Source organism: Streptomyces sp. NPDC097981 (genome assembly GCF_040302565.1).
GTDB lineage: Bacteria > Actinomycetota > Actinomycetes > Streptomycetales > Streptomycetaceae > Streptomyces.
The window spans coordinates 75243-89629 of the sequence record NZ_JBEORW010000002.1; the positions used below are offsets into that span (position 1 = coordinate 75243).

At 71.2% G+C, this 14387-nt stretch carries 13 protein-coding genes, 1 tRNA gene, 1 other RNA gene and 1 pseudogene; 7 read left to right on the forward strand and 9 right to left on the reverse strand.

Annotated elements, in window-relative coordinates; genetic code table 11:
* Positions 1-217: 217 nt before the first annotated feature.
* The 3 genes from purD to ffs form a co-directional block, all read right to left on the reverse strand.
* The gene (gene purD, locus ABTY04_RS01990) at positions 218-1471 is read right to left on the reverse strand and encodes a phosphoribosylamine--glycine ligase (RefSeq protein ID WP_352211359.1); all 1254 of its coding nucleotides are present in this window, start codon (positions 1469-1471) and stop codon (positions 218-220) included.
* Positions 1472-1531: 60 nt separating this feature from the next.
* Positions 1532-3757 (reverse strand): DNA polymerase III subunit gamma and tau, encoded by a 2226-nt coding sequence (locus ABTY04_RS01995; protein WP_352211360.1) that lies wholly within the window; start codon positions 3755-3757, stop codon positions 1532-1534.
* 78 nt (positions 3758-3835) lie between these two features.
* Positions 3836-3934: signal recognition particle sRNA small type (ffs, locus tag ABTY04_RS02000), an RNA gene on the reverse strand.
* Between the two features lie 120 nt (positions 3935-4054).
* Between ffs and ABTY04_RS02005 the strand changes: the two genes are divergently transcribed.
* The 3 genes and pseudogenes from ABTY04_RS02005 to ABTY04_RS02015 all read left to right on the forward strand — a co-directional run.
* Positions 4055-4139: transfer RNA gene (locus tag ABTY04_RS02005), tRNA-Ser, on the forward strand.
* 271 nt (positions 4140-4410) lie between these two features.
* Complete coding sequence (locus tag ABTY04_RS02010) at positions 4411-6840, forward strand: helicase-associated domain-containing protein (protein WP_352211361.1); 2430 nt, start codon at positions 4411-4413, stop codon at positions 6838-6840.
* Between the two features lie 167 nt (positions 6841-7007).
* Positions 7008-7406 (forward strand): annotated as a pseudogene (locus ABTY04_RS02015) (AAA family ATPase); the annotation flags it as partial.
* Between the two features lie 73 nt (positions 7407-7479).
* Here the strand turns inward: ABTY04_RS02015 and ABTY04_RS02020 are convergent.
* Positions 7480-7992, reverse strand: coding sequence for a PadR family transcriptional regulator (locus ABTY04_RS02020; protein ID WP_352211362.1), 513 nt, complete (start codon positions 7990-7992; stop codon positions 7480-7482).
* Positions 7993-8090: 98 nt separating this feature from the next.
* Here ABTY04_RS02020 and ABTY04_RS02025 point away from each other — a divergent pair, with 98 nt between their 5' ends.
* Positions 8091-8645 (forward strand): hypothetical protein, encoded by a 555-nt coding sequence (locus ABTY04_RS02025; RefSeq protein WP_352211363.1) that lies wholly within the window; start codon positions 8091-8093, stop codon positions 8643-8645.
* Between the two features lie 60 nt (positions 8646-8705).
* On the opposite strand, the gene ABTY04_RS02030 is transcribed toward ABTY04_RS02025, so the two are convergent.
* The 4 genes from ABTY04_RS02030 to ABTY04_RS02045 all read right to left on the reverse strand — a co-directional run bounded on the left by ABTY04_RS02030 (position 8706) and on the right by ABTY04_RS02045 (position 10770).
* Positions 8706-9125, reverse strand: a complete 420-nt coding sequence (locus ABTY04_RS02030) for a TOBE domain-containing protein (protein ID WP_352211364.1) — start codon at positions 9123-9125, stop codon at positions 8706-8708.
* Between the two features lie 155 nt (positions 9126-9280).
* On the reverse strand, positions 9281-9472 hold the full coding sequence (locus ABTY04_RS02035) for a DUF1059 domain-containing protein (RefSeq protein ID WP_352211365.1): 192 nt from the start codon (positions 9470-9472) through the stop codon (positions 9281-9283).
* Between the two features lie 144 nt (positions 9473-9616).
* Complete coding sequence (locus tag ABTY04_RS02040; RefSeq protein ID WP_352211366.1) at positions 9617-9916, reverse strand: DUF397 domain-containing protein; 300 nt, start codon at positions 9914-9916, stop codon at positions 9617-9619.
* Complete coding sequence (locus ABTY04_RS02045) at positions 9913-10770, reverse strand: Scr1 family TA system antitoxin-like transcriptional regulator (protein ID WP_352211367.1); 858 nt, start codon at positions 10768-10770, stop codon at positions 9913-9915. The genes ABTY04_RS02040 and ABTY04_RS02045 overlap by 4 nt, the downstream gene beginning before the upstream one ends.
* A 357-nt stretch (positions 10771-11127) precedes the next feature.
* Here ABTY04_RS02045 and ABTY04_RS02050 point away from each other — a divergent pair, with 357 nt between their 5' ends.
* Complete coding sequence (locus ABTY04_RS02050) at positions 11128-12102, forward strand: helix-turn-helix domain-containing protein (RefSeq protein WP_352211368.1); 975 nt, start codon at positions 11128-11130, stop codon at positions 12100-12102.
* A gap of 55 nt (positions 12103-12157) precedes the next feature.
* Positions 12158-12745, forward strand: coding sequence for a Uma2 family endonuclease (locus tag ABTY04_RS02055; RefSeq protein WP_352211369.1), 588 nt, complete (start codon positions 12158-12160; stop codon positions 12743-12745).
* 68 nt (positions 12746-12813) lie between these two features.
* Here the strand turns inward: ABTY04_RS02055 and ABTY04_RS02060 are convergent, their stop codons facing one another.
* The gene (locus ABTY04_RS02060) at positions 12814-13632 is read right to left on the reverse strand and encodes a VOC family protein (RefSeq protein WP_352211370.1); all 819 of its coding nucleotides are present in this window, start codon (positions 13630-13632) and stop codon (positions 12814-12816) included.
* A gap of 119 nt (positions 13633-13751) precedes the next feature.
* Here ABTY04_RS02060 and ABTY04_RS02065 point away from each other — a divergent pair, with 119 nt between their 5' ends.
* Positions 13752-14342, forward strand: coding sequence for an HhH-GPD-type base excision DNA repair protein (locus ABTY04_RS02065; protein ID WP_352211371.1), 591 nt, complete (start codon positions 13752-13754; stop codon positions 14340-14342).
* Positions 14343-14387: the final 45 nt, after the last annotated feature.

Below are 14387 nucleotides of genomic sequence, written 5' to 3' on the forward strand. Positions count from 1 at the left end.
CGCAATGCCGGTGGGCCAAGTGCCGGAATGCTTGCGCCGCACCCTAGTTGGGGAGCGTGCGGCAGTCAGCCGGACCGGGTGACGATCACCCGATGGAATGGCTTTGGGTAAAGGTGGCTGCGTTCGAACGCGGCCGGATGCACTCGCACGCGGATACGCGCGCGGGCCCGGGCGCACCTGGGTGCGCACCGGGCCCGCGTCGCGGACGCCCTGCTCTTCAGCGGCCCTCGGCCGCCTTGGCGGCGATGTCCGTACGGTGCTGGGAGCCGTCCAGCCGGATCCGCGCGACGGCCTTATACGCCTTCTCGCGGGCCTGTGCCAGATCGGAACCGGTCGCCGTCACCGACAGCACGCGGCCGCCCGCGCTGACGACCGCGTCGCCCTCGCGCCGGGTCCCGGCGTGCAGCACGTACGCGTCGGGACCGTCCTCGGCGGCCACCTCGTCCAGGCCCTCGATCGGGTCTCCGGTACGCGGGGTCTCCGGGTAGTTGTGGGAGGCGATGACCACGGTGACGGCCGCGTCCTCGTCCCAGTGCAGCGGGGGCTCGGTGTCCAGGGTGCCCTTGGCGGAGTTCAGCAGCACGCTCGCGAGCGGGGTGCGCAGCCGGGCCAGGACCACCTGGGTCTCGGGGTCGCCGAAGCGGGCGTTGAACTCGATGACCCGGACGCCGCGCGAGGTGATCGCGAGGCCGGCGTAGAGCAGCCCGGAGAAGGGGGTGCCGCGGTGGCGCAGCTCGTCGACGGTCGGCTGGAGGACGGTCTCCATGACCTCGTCGACCAGCTTCGGGTCGGCCCAGGGCAGTGGCGAGTACGCGCCCATGCCGCCGGTGTTGGGGCCCTCGTCCCCGTCGAGCGCGCGCTTGAAGTCCTGGGCGGGCTGGAGCGGCAGCACGGTGACGCCGTCGGTGATGGCGAAGAGGGAGACCTCGGGGCCGTCGAGGTACTCCTCGATGACGACGCGGTCGCAGCCGAGCGCGTGCGCGCGGGCGGCGGCCCGGTCCTCGGTGACCACGACGCCCTTTCCGGCGGCGAGGCCGTCGTCCTTGACGACGTACGGGGCGCCGAAGGCGTCGAGGGCGGCGTCCACCTCTTCCGGGGTGGTGCACACGTAGCTGCGCGCGGTCGGGACGCCGGCCGCGGCCATCACGTCCTTCGCGAACGCCTTGGAGCCCTCCAGCTGCGCCGCTTCCGCGGACGGGCCGAAGACGGGGATGCCGACGGCGCGGACGGCGTCGGAGACGCCCGCGACGAGGGGCGCCTCCGGGCCGACGACGACCAGGTCGGCGCCGAGTTCGGTGGCGAGGCGGGCCACGGCCGCGCCGTCGAGGGCGTCGACCGGGCGCAGCTCCGCCACCTCGGCGATGCCGGCGTTGCCGGGAGCGCAGTACAGCGCGTTGACGTCGGGGTCGAGGGACAGAGAGCGGCACAGGGCATGTTCGCGGGCGCCGCCGCCGATGACGAGGACCTTCACGCCATGCAGCCTAGCCCGCTCGCGCGCCTGCCCTTCGTGCGGCCACCCAAGTACGCCCCCTTACTCGTTTGTGTATTCCTCTATGACGGTGGCTCCGAGCTCGCGCACGATGAGGTCGTGTCCGGTCAGGGCACTCTCGACGAGATCCGGATCGTCCTCCTCCGGTACGTCGTCCTCGGGAGCGACCGGCGGGGGCGCCTGCTGTACGGGAGGCTGCGGTGCGGAAGGGGCCTGCTGGGACTGCTGCGGCGGCTGATACGGCTGCTGCGGGGCGGGGGCCTGGGGCGCCGTGGCCGGGACGGCCGGCGGCGGGCTGTAGGCGGGCGCGGCCGGGGCGGAGTACGCGGACGACGGGGCCGCGGGCTGGCCGCCGCCCCCTCCCACCACGGCGTCGATCTTCCAGTTGACCTGGAACTGCTCGGCCAGGACGGCCTTCAGTACGTCCTCGCTGCCGCTGCTCGCGAAGTTGTCGCGGGCTCCGACGTTGGGGAAGCCGAGCTGGAGGGTCGTCCCGTCGAAGCCGGTGACCTGGGCGTTCTGGCTGAGCAGGATCCAGGTGAAGCGGCGGCGGTTCTTGACGGCCTCCAGGATGCCGGGCCACATCGCCTGGACCTGTCCGGCGCCGGCGGCCATGCCGGGTGCCGGGGCGGCCGGCACTGCCGTGGGCGCGGGGGCCGCCGGGGCCGGAGCCGGGGCGGGGGCCTGGGCAGGGGCCGCGGGCCGGCCCGACCCGGGCGCGGCGGCGCTGGGCCAGGCACCGGCCGCGGGGGCCGCCGGAGCGGGGGCGGCGGCTCCGGGCCAGGCGCCGGGGGCTCCGCCGCCGGGCTGCGCGGCCCCGGGCCAGGCGCCGGGCGCGGCGGCGGGGGCGGCGGCGGGGGCCGGGGCGACCGGGGCGGGGGCCTGCACGGGGGCGGGCTCGGCGGTGGGAGCCTGCACCGGAGCCGGAGCCGCGGCCGGGGCGGCCGCGGCCGCGGTGGCCGGCTCGGGAGCTCGTACGGCGGCAGCGGCGGCCCGCGCGGCGGCGACGCCCCCGCCGGGCCCGGCCGGGGCCATGGCATGCGCCTCGGGCCCGGGCACGTACCCCATGGCGGGCGCGCCGGCCGGGGCGGCGGCCAGGCCTGCGGCGAAGCCGCCCCGCTCCAGGCGGTCGAGCCTGGCCTGGAAGGACCGCTCGTCGTCGAAGGCGGCGGGCAGCAGCACCCGGGCGCAGATCAGTTCGAGCTGGAGCCGAGGGGAGGTCGCGCCGCGCATCTCGGTGAGCCCGGTGTTGACCAGGTCGGCGGCGCGGCTGAGCTCGGCGGCCCCGAACACCGACGCCTGGGCCTGCATCCGCTCGACGACGTCCGCGGGGGCGTCGATGAGCCCCTTCTCCCCGGCGTCGGGCACGGCGGCCAGGATCACCAGGTCCCGCAGCCGCTCCAAGAGGTCGGCGACGAAGCGGCGCGGGTCGTTGCCGCCCTCGACGACCCTGTCGACCACCTCGAAGGCAGCCGCCCCGTCACCGGCCGCGAAGGCGTCGACCACGGAGTCGAGCAGCGACCCCTCGGTGTACCCCAGCAGGGAGGTGGCCATGGCATACGTCACACCTTCCTCGCCGGCCCCGGCGAGGAGCTGGTCCATGACGGACATGGAGTCACGCACGGACCCGGCGCCGGCCCGCACGACGAGCGGCAGCACGCCGTCCTCGACGGCGGCCCCTTCGCGCCCGCAGACGTCGCCGAGGTACTCCCGCAGCGTCCCGGGCGGCACGAGCCGGAAGGGGTAGTGGTGGGTCCTGGACCGGATGGTCCCGATGACCTTCTCCGGCTCGGTGGTGGCGAAGATGAACTTGAGGTGCTCCGGCGGCTCCTCGACCACCTTCAGCAGGGCGTTGAAGCCCGCCGAGGTGACCATGTGGGCCTCGTCGATGATGTAGATCTTGTAGCGGCTGGAGGCGGGCCCGAAGAAGGCCTTCTCCCGCAGGTCACGGGCATCGTCCACACCACCGTGCGAGGCGGCGTCGATCTCGATGACGTCGATCGACCCCGGCCCGTTGCGCGCCAGGTCCCGGCAGGACTGGCACTCGCCGCAGGGGTCGGGAGTGGGACCCTGCTCACAGTTCAGGCAGCGCGCCAGAATCCGCGCACTGGTGGTCTTGCCACAGCCTCGGGGGCCGCTGAACAGGTACGCGTGATTGACCCGGTTGTTCCGCAGGGCCTGCATCAGGGGGACAGTGACATGCTCCTGCCCGATGACCTCGGCGAACGACTCGGGGCGGTAGCGGCGGTACAGCGCAAGGGACGACACGTCTACGAGGTTATCCGGGCCCACCGACAAAGACGGCCCGCCGACCGCACCGGGCCCGCCCGTCCCACCTGCCCGGGAACGCAAAGCGCCCCCCACGCACCCGCCAGAGCCCACTTACCCTTGCTGCCTTCCGGCCCTGGGGGAGTTGGGTGAGATAGCGCCACGTGAGGGGCTGGGCCCCACCCTAGCGGATGAAAGCCCCCGGAATCGAGCCGGACCCCGGACCGCCTCCCTGCCGGATCCCCCGCCGGCGATCACGTTCGCGAGCACCCCTCAACGTCTTGTATTGTTTGCGGCGGAGGATTCGCCTAGTGGCCTAGGGCGCACGCTTGGAAAGCGTGTTGGGGGCAACCCCTCACGAGTTCGAATCTCGTATCCTCCGCAGCCGCCCGAAAGGGCGAAACGAAGACCCCGGACCGCTCCAGCGGCCGGGGTCTTCGGCATGCTCTGGTTGCATTTCTGGCCGCGCTGACATCTCCACGATCATGGACATTTCAACATCTCTGGGAGTGGCGCCGATGGCGAGAGGCCGACGCTCACCGGGGAATCCGCCTACGAACGGCACTGGCGGCCAAGGCGAATGCGCCATGCTGTGAACCTGTGCCGGGGCGACCCTGGTGCTGTCGCGGCCCTGCCTCACGAGGTGCACCCTTATGAAGTCCCGATCAACGCTGACAGCATGGCTGGGCCGTCTCGACCCCCAGCGCCTGGCGCGCGTACTCGCGACGCGGAACGACGCGACGTCACCCCCGGAGCCGCGCACGGTGGGGGAGCTGGCGGACCGCCTCCAGCGCCCAGGGGCGGTGGCTCTCACCCTGCCCCGGCTCACGCTGCCGTGCCTGCAGGCAGCCGAGGCGCTGGCGGCGCTGGGAGGAGCTGCGACGCCTGATGCCCTGGCGAAGCTGCTGGGAGCGACAGACGGCCAAGCCGCCCGCGGACTGGACGCCGTGCTGGAGACACTGGCCGATCACGCGCTGGTCTGGCCGGACGGTAACGGGACACTCCGCATGACCGCGCCCCTGCGGCAGGCGTGGGACGCGCCCCTGGGGCTGGATGCTCCCCTGGAGGAGCTGCTGGCGGGCGCGACCTCGGACGAGCTGCGCGGCATGCTGGTGGCGCTGGACATCAAGCCGCCCGGCACCAAGCAGCAGCGGCTGGCCGCCTTGGCAGAACACCACAGCTACCCGGAAGCCATCGCCGAAGTGGTGGCACGGGCACCAGCGGTCACACAGAAGCTGCTGGCCCACCGAGCAGGGTCTGCGCCGAGGCAGCCGCAGGTCATCTTCTTCGGGTCCGCCGGCCCCGTCCTCGAACCGGGTGCGCGATGGGCACTCGACCGGGGACTCCTGATCCAGGACCGCCACAGGTACGGCGGTCCTGCGCGCATGCCCGTCGAAGTCGCGCTGGCGTTGCGCGGGCCCGGGTGGCACGCCCCCTTCGACCCGCTTCCGCCCTCCCCTCAACTGGTGTCCATCACCCCCGCCGAGGTGCAGCGGGAGGCCACAGCCGCGGCCACGGCGTTCGCGGCCCATGCCGCTTCGGTCCTCTCGGCCTGTTCCTCGGCTCCGCCGGCCAGACTCAAGTCCGGCGGAATCGGCGCACGTGAGCTGGCCCGGATCTGCAAGGCCGCCCAGGCCGACGATGCCGTGGTCCGCATCACTCTGGAGACCGCGTTCACGGCCGGGCTGCTCGCCCGGGACGGCGACCACGTGGCGCCGACCGGGGCATACGACGTCTGGGCGGAACAAGAGCCCGCGGAGCGGCTCGCCACGCTGCTCCAGGCATGGCGCGACCTGCCGCTCACCCCCACCCGGACACGCGACGAGGACAACAAGGCGCTCCCCGCCCTCGCGGGGGCACCGCCCTGCAACGGCTGCCGCCAGGCCCGCCACGGGCTGTTCGCCGCAGCGGTACAGCTTCCGGCCGGCCGGGCTGTGACGGCCGCCTCTGAACTCGGACCGACGGTGGCCTGGCACCGCCCGCTCGCCGACACCTCGCCCACGGACGCCACCCCGTTCGCCGCGGTGATCCGCGAGGCCGAACTGTTCGGAGTGATCGCCCGAGGGGCCCTGTCGGCTCTGGGTGCCCATCTGCTCGCCGACGACGTACAAGGACTGACCGCCGCCTGTCGGCGGCTGCTGCCCCCGGCCACCGGAACGGCCCGGATCGGCGCCGACCTGACGGCCGTCGTCGCCGGCACACCGGCCTCACGGCTCGCCATGGTCCTGGATGCCACCGCGGACCGGGAAACCAGCGGCACAGCCTCGGTGTGGCGGTTCAGCGCCGACAGCATCCGACGGGCCCTGGACGCCGGCCGCACTCCGGGCGACATCACAGCCGATCTGGCCGTCATCGCCGCCGGGCCGCTGCCCCAGCCGCTGTCCTATCTCATCGCCGACACCGCACGCGGCCACGGACGCGTGCGCATCGCCCCGGCCGCCTGCGTCCTCCATGGCGAGGAGCCGGCGCTCCTCACCGAGCTCGCCGCCCACCGCAAACTCGCCAAGCTCGGCCTGCGGCAGCTCGCACCTACTGTGCTCGTCAGCCGCAGTTCGCTCGACACGACCCTCGCAGCGCTCCGCGCCGAGGGCTACGCCCCCGTAGCCGAAACGGCCGGGGGAACCGTACGCGTCGAGAAGGTCCGGCCCCAGCGGGCGGCCGCTGCTGTTCCGGCCCCTCGGCAGACCGGCAGCAAGCGCGGCATCCGAGGCACAGCCGTCCGCACCTCGAAGGTCCCGGCCGCCGCCGCCATGGATGCTCTCGCCGTCCGGCTGCTGGCCGCACCACCGACCGCGCCGGAACCCGACCCTTTCGGCAGCGGAGTCCCCGTCGGAACGGACACCGAAGAGATCGTCGCCGGATACGCGAAGCACCTGTCGTACAGCGATGTCCGCCAGCTCGCCCATGCCATCGACGCCGACACCGCCATCACGGTCGAGTACGTCGCCGCCTCGGGCAGTCGCACCGTACGCACCCTGAGCAGCCTGGAACTCGACCCGCCCTACCTGAACGCCTGGTGCCGGCTGCGAGACGACGAACGCGTCTTCACTCTCTCCCGCATCCACAGCGTCATGCCGGCATAAACCCGCGGACGCGGCCCGGTGAGACCAGGCGGCGGCCGCCGGCCTGATCGCCACGTGCCCCATCACGGAGCTGGAGTTCTGCCGACAGGCGCATACTGCGAACTTCGGGGCGACCGAGGCCGCCGATGCCGAGTCCCTACGAAGGATCAGCGCGGCGTTGACCACCCATCGTCGGCGGCACTCCCGCCTACCGGCGCGAGTTCGCACGTGGGGCCGCGCCGACGGGACCGGACGACTTCGACGACTGGGTCGTCCGCACCGTCCTCAATCCCGAAACCCCCCTGTTCCGCGAGGCCCGCTACCTACTGGCCGAAGAACCCGACCTTCGAGACACCGCCCTTTACCTGTCCGTTCTGGCTGCGGTCGCCGACGGCAACGCCACCCGCGGGGACATGGCCGGCTCCTTGGAGCGCAAGGCCACCGACATCGCCCGCCCCATCAACGTCCTCGAAGATGCGGGCCTGCTGCACCGGGACGCGGCCGTCTTCCGCGACAACCGGCCCACCTACCGCATCGCCGAGCCGCTGATCGGCTTCTACCACGCGATCACGCGACCGGTCTGGGACTCTGGTCTCATGTACCCCCGACCGAGGTTGTTCGGCCGCGCGCCGATCTGCGGCTCGCGTGGGTTGCGGCCGGCTAGCGGATCTGGCCGGCCGCCCACTCGGCCCACTCGCGGCGCATCGCGTTGAAGCGCAGGCCGTACTCCAGGGCGATCTTGCCGTGGACCGACAGGGGGTCGTCGCCCCAGTCGATGGACTCGTCCAGCCGGCGCAGGCCCTCGTACTCCTGCGCGGACATGTCCATCAGCTCGGTGAGGTAGCCCCGCGCCTGTTCGGGGGAGAGCACGCCGAGGAAGAAGACCCTCAGCAGGATGTCGCTGCGGGTGTTGCGCTGCGGCTTGGTCTCGGTCAGCCAGTGCCGCAGTTCGGCCAGGCCCTCGTCGGTGAGGGTGTACTCCTTGCGCCCGCGCGGGCCCTCGGCCGAGACGCTGATCATCCCGGTGTCGGCGAGTTTGGACAGTTCTGTGTACATCTGGCTCTGGGTGGCGGGCCAGACGTTGGCCAGTGAGGTCTCGAAGCGCTTGAGCAGGTCGTAACCGCTGGCCGGGCGCTCTGACAGGAGTCCGAGAAGGGCGTGTCGAAGGCTCATGCCCCTCACCTTACATTCCATCCTTGACATGTCAGTAGTGGAACATCTACTTTCGACATGTCAGAACAGGAACGTCAGTCGCCAGCCGGGGGTCTTCGATGTCGTACGTACGCACCTTCCTTCCGTGGATCGTCTTCGCCGTGATCCCGTCCGCCCAGTGGCAGTGGGGCGCGCTCGCCGCCCTGGTCGCGGCCGTGGCGCTGGCCCTCCAGCAGCGCCGCGAAGGGGCCGGCTTCGACGCGCTGATCATCGAGATCGGCTCGGCGGTCTTCTTCGCGGCCCTGGCGGCCGTCGCCTTCGCCGACCCGCACTCGGGCGTGCACGACTACTCGGCGGCCCTCTCCTCGGCCACCCTCGCCCTCATCGCCGGGATCTCCCTGCTCGTGCGCAAGCCGTTCACCCTGGGCATCGCCAAGCGCACGACCCCCCGCGAGGTCTGGGGCCTGCGGCCGTTCATCCGGACCAACGTCGTCATCACCGCCGTGTGGACCGCCGCCTTCGCCCTCACGGCCGCCGCGCTCGCCGCGCTCGCCCACGCCGGCAACGGCCACTCGACGGCCGCCACGCTCGTCCAGGCCGCCGGGTTCGTCGTCCCGATGCTCTTCACCGTCCGCTACGTCGCCGCCGTGCAGGCCAAGGCCGGTGCCCGATGACCACCCCACGGCACCTCGCGGCGCGCTGTCACCGCCGAATCCGGGCCTCTGAGGACGGACTCAGGCAGTAGCGAGCGAGATCTCGGTCGACTTGATCAGCGCGACCACGGAGGACCCGGCGGACAGACCGAGCGCCTCGACGGCGTCCTTGGTGATGGCCGCGGTCAGCCCGCCGCCGTTCACGTCCACCTTGACGGAGGCCATGGCGCCACCGGTGGCGACGTCGGCGACGGTGCCGGCCAGCTGGTTGCGGATGCTGATGCCGTCGACGGCGCCGGTGGCCAGCGCCACCTCGGTGGCCTTGACCAGCGCCTTGACCGCGGAGCCCTCGGCGATGCCGAGGTCCTTGACGGCGTCGGTGGTGATGGCGGCGATGATGTCCTGGCCGCCCTCCAGCCGGACCTTGACCGTGGCCATGGCCTCGCCAGTGGTGACGGCGGTGACGGTACCGGCGATCTGGTTGCGGATGCTCAGGCTCATGGGGTGTCCGACCTCTTGGGTAGTGATGTCGCACGGCCCGGAAGAACCGCACAAGATCGACCGTAAGCACCCCCGCCGCGACTTGCTTTCAAGCCATCGCATCCACTACCCGGAACCACCCGAGCGGCTCGCCCCTGCGGCTGCCGGGTGTGATGTCAGGCGTGCTGGGGCACCTCGGGCTTCAGCATGCCGCGCAGCGCGTCGCGGAACTCCTGGGTGTCCTCTTCACCATGCACGGTGACGCCGTGCTGGACGGCCGCGTCCATGACTTCGTCTTCCTCACCCGCGATGGTCAGGGAGCATCCGATTTCGCTGGGGTACTCCCTGCAGTCCATGACCTTGCGCATGACGTGCCTCCCGGTCTGGCGAAGGCTGCCGACGTCGCCGCCGAGCGGCGCCCGGGCGGGAGGGCGGGGGCAGGTGCGTACAGGTTCACTCCCCACGATCCTCCGGATGCCGCCGGTGCGAAAGCCGGGCCGCTCCCGGCCTGGCTAGGCCTCGCGGGCGTACGAGACGAAGCCCGCCCAGGCCCCGGGGGTCAGGGCGAGCTGGGGCCCGTCGAGAACCTTGGAATCCCGAACGCGCACGGCTTCGGGGCAGGCCGCCACCTCGATGCAGTCGTTGATGTCGCTACTACTGCTGTGGCTGCTCTTGGTCCACCCGACCTCGACACAGGAGTCGCCCTCGGACCCACCGCTATAGCTGCTCTTGAACCATGCCACCTCGACGCAGGAGTCACCCTCGCTGCCATCGCTGTAGCTGCTCTTGAACCAGGCCAACTCGCGCATCATGTGTCTCCCAGCAGGTGCTCGACAAACGCCCGGGACTCCCGTGGCGAGAGAGCCTGGGCTCGGATCATTCCATAACGCAGCTCAAGGATCCGAAGCCGCTTCGCATCGGAGACCGGACGACCGTTGAAGGCGCCTTCGGAGCGCCCCACTGCCGTTCCGTCTCCGAACTTCAGCACATCGATCCCGCCGTCCATACCTGCGTGGACCTCACGGTCAAGCGGCATGACCTGGAACGACATGTTTCGCAACTCACTGGCCTCCAGCAGTCGTTCGAGCTGCTGACGCCACACCATTGTGCCTCCGATCGGGCGGCGGAGCGTGCTCTCTTCGTGCACGAAACTGAGCGTGGGCGCCGGTGTGCGGCTGAAGATCGACCACCGGGCCTGGCGCGCGGCCACGAACCGCTCCACCTCGTCCGCCGCGTACGCGGGCTGGCGCATCTCGAACATCGCCCGCGCGCAGGCCTCGGTCTGAAGCAGGCCATGAACGTGGTGGATGCTGTAACCCGCGACTTCGACGGCCCGGGCCTCCATCTTGGCCAGCTCGCGGATCTTCTTCGGGTACCGAACGTGCGACAAGTCCTCCCGCATGGCCCGGATCAGGCCGCCGGCCTTCAGCGCGTCGTCCACCTTGTCCAAGTACTCCGGCTTGGCGATCCGCTTGCCGCCTTCGACCTTGTAGATCAGGGCCTCGCCGTACTGGATCGCCGCCGCCAGGTCGGCGACCCGCAGCCCCATCGCCTCCCGCCGCGCCCGCATCTGACGGCCCAGGGCCGCGACCACGGCCGCACCCTGTTCGTCCTCGGGGTCCACGGACCAGCTGTGCTCTTCCGTTCCGTCACTGTCCACACCCATGCGCACCCACCTCCTCAACGCGCCTTACCCGTCACTCGCGTTGAGGCAGTCTCGACAGCCTTGGACAAAGTCGTGGACATGCGTGCGGTCCGCTCGCACCGGCGGGTCGCGCCCGGGCGCGACCCGGCACGGCACGACGCTTTTCTTTGGAATAACCAAGAGAAAGAACTCCAGCCCTGCCCCTCCAGCCTCCCCGGAGCGGCGCTCACTCACACGGGTGAATAGTCCCAACTCGGCTGGATTTCAGGGTGGTTGCCTGGCATATGCTCGCCGCGACCAACTCCAGACACAGGACGGCCCCCGCCGGGACTCGCAATCCCGACGAGGGCCTGACCACGAGAAGGCAACAACTTCCCGATGGCTTTCCAGCACTCTAACGCGCCCTCGCGCGCCCCGTACGGCGTTCAACACGCCAACGTCCGGCAGACCCGCAATTTCACAGTCGTCAGCAACGACCTGATCCGGCACCCGCACCTGTCGATGAACGCGCGGGCCCTCGCCTCGTACATCCAGTCGGTGCCCCGCGGCACGCCTGTCGGCATCAAAGCCCTGGCCAAGCAGCTGCCCCTCGGGGAGAAGGCGATCGGCAAGGCGCTGGGCGAGCTGGAGGCGTACGGGTACCTGCGGCGGCTCCAGGAGAAGCTGCCGGACGGGCGGATCGTCACCCGTACGGTGTTCCACAACGCCCCGAAGGCCGTCACCCGACCGAGCCACAAGCCCGAACCCGAGCCGAAGCCCGCACCAGAGCCGAAGCCGGAGCCCGAGCCGGAACCCGAGCCGAAGCCGGAGCCCGAGCCGGAACCCGAGCCGAAGCCGGAGCCCGAGCCGGAGCCGGAACCCGAGCCCACACCGGAGCCGGAGGTTCGCCCCGCACCCGAGCCCGATCCCGCGCCCCAACCGCAGACGGCCCTGTATCCCCCGAAACCACCGGAGGTACCGGCTCCGCGCAACCCCGACAACCCGGCCCGCCGACAGCTCGCCGAGGAGCTCCTGGCGGAACTGCGCCGGGCCGATCCACGCCTGCTCCTCGGCGCCCGGGACGTCCAACGCCTCGCGGGCGGCGTCGAGGCCTGGCTGGAACGCGGGGCCACCCATCAGGCGGTGACCACCGCCCTCACCGCGAACCTCCCGGACCACCCCCGCAATCCGGCCGGCCTGATCGCCCACCGCCTCGCGGTCCAGCTACCGCCCCTCCTGGCACCACTGCCCTCCAGAGCCCCCTTCGTCCCACCGGACCCCTTCCAGACCTGCGAGAAATGCGACCTGGCCTTCCGCAGCCCCACCCCCGGCACCTGCAACGGCTGCCGGACGCACCCCGGAGACGCGGCCTAGCATGAAAGCGATGACTCGGACCCGGACCACGGGGCACAGACGAGGAGCGAGTTCCATGACCATCGCCCCGGACGACGTACAGCCTGCAGTCCGTTGGTACCAGGCGATGCGGGAAGCCGTTCAGTCGCTGGACGACACCGTTCCCGGCAAGTTCGAGATCACCAAGGAAGGCATCGTCCACGACATGATGGCTCCGTCCGGTCCCCACGAGCTGACCACGCTGCGTCTGCGCAAACGCCTGGAGAAGGTGATGCCGGAGGAGCTGGCAGCCCACACCGGAGCCCCCGATGTGGAGGACGAGCCCCAGGGCATCCTGCGACTGCCCGACATCATGCTGATCGCCGAGGCGGACATGGAGGTCCAGGGGTCCTTCGACCCCCACACCCTCATCGCCGCGGTCGAGGTCGTCTCCCGTTCCAACCCGGACAACGACTGGGTCGGCAAGATGCGGGACTACCCACTGCTCGGCATCCCGGTCTACGCGGTCTTCGACCCCCGCACCGGGACGGGTGCCGTCCTGTCGGACATCCACCAGACCCCCGCTGGGCCGCGCTACGCGACCCGCAAGGACTTCGTGTACGGCGAGGACGTCACCATCGGGGAATGGACCATCGCCACTGACGGACTCCCCCTCTACGCGTAGAGGCGGTCGGCAAATGGGGCGGGGCCACCGGACCCGGCCGGTGGCCCCGCCTCCCCCGGAGGGGGCGGCTACGCGTCCGACATCTTCGGCATGGCCCCCGACGTCTTCGACATGTCGATGACGGCGAACGCCGCGCCCTGCTGGTCCGTCAGCGCGGCGAAGCGCCCGAAGGGGCTGTCCATCGGGCCGAAGTGGAGGGTTCCGCCGCGCTTCGTCGCCTTGGCCACCGCCTCGTCGCAGTCCGGGACCGAGAAGTAGACCTGGACGTACGAGGGGATCTCGGGCGGGAACTCCTCGCCCATGTTCATCCGGCCGAGGACCGGGTTCTCCGTGCCGCCCACGCTGAAAATCTTGTAGTCCATCCCGGCCATCTCCGGATCGTCGCCGGGCTCCATCTTCTGGGCGCCGTACGGGAAGACCTTCGGGAGGAATCCGTCCACCTTCCCCACTTCCCGGGTGAAGACCTCCGCCCACGCATACGCGCCCGGCTCCCCGACCTTCTCGAAGCCCTTGTGCTCGCCCGGCTGCCAGACGCCGAAGACCGCACCGCTCGGCTCCTTGGCGATCAGCATCGTGCCGAAGGTGCCGACCTGCATCGGCTCCATCATCAGATCGCCGCCGGCCGACTTGATCTTCTCGGCGGTGGCCGCCGCGTCGGGCGAGGCGAAGTACAGACACCACTGCGAGGGGGCGTCGCCGCCCGGCATCGGCGGGACGACGGCCGCCACGGCCTTTCCGTCGGAGTAGGCCTGCGTGTAGTTGCCGTACTCGCTCGCCGCATCACCGAAGGTCCAGCCCAGCACGTCGGAGTAGAAGGCCTTGGCGCCCTCCACGTCCTTGAACATCGCGTCCACCCAGCACGGAGCACCTTCCGCGAACTCAGCCATGATCGATCGACTCCCGTGTCGTCGCGTTTGTCTTGCGGGTCGCTTTTCGCGCGGTTCTCACGCTAGGCCCGCGGTGCGGCGGCCGCGCGGGGAGGGCGGCCACGCGGGACGCTGGATCCATGGACATCACGATGCGGCTGGCCCAGCAGCCGGAGGCCGACGAGCTCCTCGGCCGCAGCCCGCTCGCCGCGCTCGTCGGCATGCTGCTGGACCAGCAGGTGCCGATGGAGTGGGCGTTCTCGGGGCCGTACACGATCGCCACGCGGATGGGCGCGGACGATCTGGACGCCCACGCCATCGCCGCCCACGACCCCGAGGCCTTCGCCGCGCTGCTCTCCGAGAAGCCGGCCGTGCACCGCTACCCCGGGTCGATGGCGAAGCGGGTGCAGCAGCTGTGCGCGTACCTCGTGGAGCACTACGACGGGGACGCGGAGGCGATCTGGCGCGGCGTACCGACCGGGGACGAGCTGCTGAAGCGGCTCAAGGAACTGCCCGGGTTCGGCGAGCAGAAGGCCCGGATCTTCCTGGCCCTGCTGGGCAAGCAGCTGGGCGTGCGCCCCAAGGGCTGGCGCGAGGCGGCCGGCGGCTACGGCCAGGCGAACGTCTACCGCTCGGTGGCCGACATCACCGGGCCGGAGTCCCTGGCGAAAGTACGGGCGCACAAGCAGGAGATGAAGGCCGCCGCTAAGGCAGCCAAGACAGGAAATTGACCGGGAATTCCGGCCTGCCGTTGACCCCTGTCACCGGTCACCTGG

Bases quoted from the DNA above. Each gene is read 5' to 3' on its own strand.
- ABTY04_RS02065 (WP_352211371.1), top strand. From the start codon at position 13,752: ATGGACATCACGATGCGGCTGGCCCAGCAGCCGGAGGCCGACGAGCTC.
- ABTY04_RS02020 (WP_352211362.1), bottom strand. From the start codon at position 7,992: ATGAGCCTTCGACACGCCCTTCTCGGACTCCTGTCAGAGCGCCCGGCC.
- ABTY04_RS02060 (WP_352211370.1), bottom strand. From the start codon at position 13,632: ATGGCTGAGTTCGCGGAAGGTGCTCCGTGCTGGGTGGACGCGATGTTC.
- ABTY04_RS02010 (WP_352211361.1), top strand. From the start codon at position 4,411: ATGAAGTCCCGATCAACGCTGACAGCATGGCTGGGCCGTCTCGACCCC.
- ABTY04_RS02025 (WP_352211363.1), top strand. From the start codon at position 8,091: ATGTCGTACGTACGCACCTTCCTTCCGTGGATCGTCTTCGCCGTGATC.
- ABTY04_RS02050 (WP_352211368.1), top strand. From the start codon at position 11,128: ATGGCTTTCCAGCACTCTAACGCGCCCTCGCGCGCCCCGTACGGCGTT.
- ABTY04_RS02035 (WP_352211365.1), bottom strand. From the start codon at position 9,472: ATGCGCAAGGTCATGGACTGCAGGGAGTACCCCAGCGAAATCGGATGC.
- ABTY04_RS02045 (WP_352211367.1), bottom strand. From the start codon at position 10,770: ATGGGTGTGGACAGTGACGGAACGGAAGAGCACAGCTGGTCCGTGGAC.
- ABTY04_RS02055 (WP_352211369.1), top strand. From the start codon at position 12,158: ATGACCATCGCCCCGGACGACGTACAGCCTGCAGTCCGTTGGTACCAG.
- ABTY04_RS02030 (WP_352211364.1), bottom strand. From the start codon at position 9,125: ATGAGCCTGAGCATCCGCAACCAGATCGCCGGTACCGTCACCGCCGTC.
- ABTY04_RS02040 (WP_352211366.1), bottom strand. From the start codon at position 9,916: ATGATGCGCGAGTTGGCCTGGTTCAAGAGCAGCTACAGCGATGGCAGC.